Genomic DNA, 530 nt, shown 5'->3' on the forward strand with positions numbered 1-530 from the left:
CTGGCAAATACTTATGCAGTAGGGCGTTGTCGACGCAGTAGATACCACTGTTGATCTCTCTAATGTTTTGCTCGTCAGCATTGGCATCTTTTTGCTCAACGATGGCTTCAATGTTACCGTTTTGGTCACGTTTGATACGACCCAACCCGAACGGATTATCGACAGTCAGCGTCAGCATAGACATACCGTCAGTATTGGCAGCTTTTAAAGCAGCTAATGTCTGGCAGCTGACCAATGGCACATCACCATACAGAATGAGACTTTGCCCTGATTTCGGTAAATCAGACAGTGTTACTTTGACCGCATGACCCGTTCCTAACTGCTCAGTTTGAGCAACCCAAGTAAACGACGACTGTGTATATTGGTTGGTAATCTCTGACTTTACTTGATCACCGCCAAAACCATGGACAATGATGGTTTCATCAACAGTGAGCTGATGACAAGTATCTAATACATGGGCCAATAGTGACTTACCAGCTAGGGTCTGCAAAACCTTTGGCTTTGCCGACTGCATACGTGTGCCTTTACCG

Annotated in this window: 1 protein-coding gene; it reads right to left on the reverse strand. The window is 45.7% G+C overall.

What is annotated here, in order from left to right:
• Positions 1-530: NTP transferase domain-containing protein (locus ACS8FC_RS20635; protein WP_439298157.1), on the reverse strand; the 530-nt coding region annotated here is incomplete at both ends.

This window comes from Psychrobacter sp. 1Y4 (assembly GCF_051847555.1).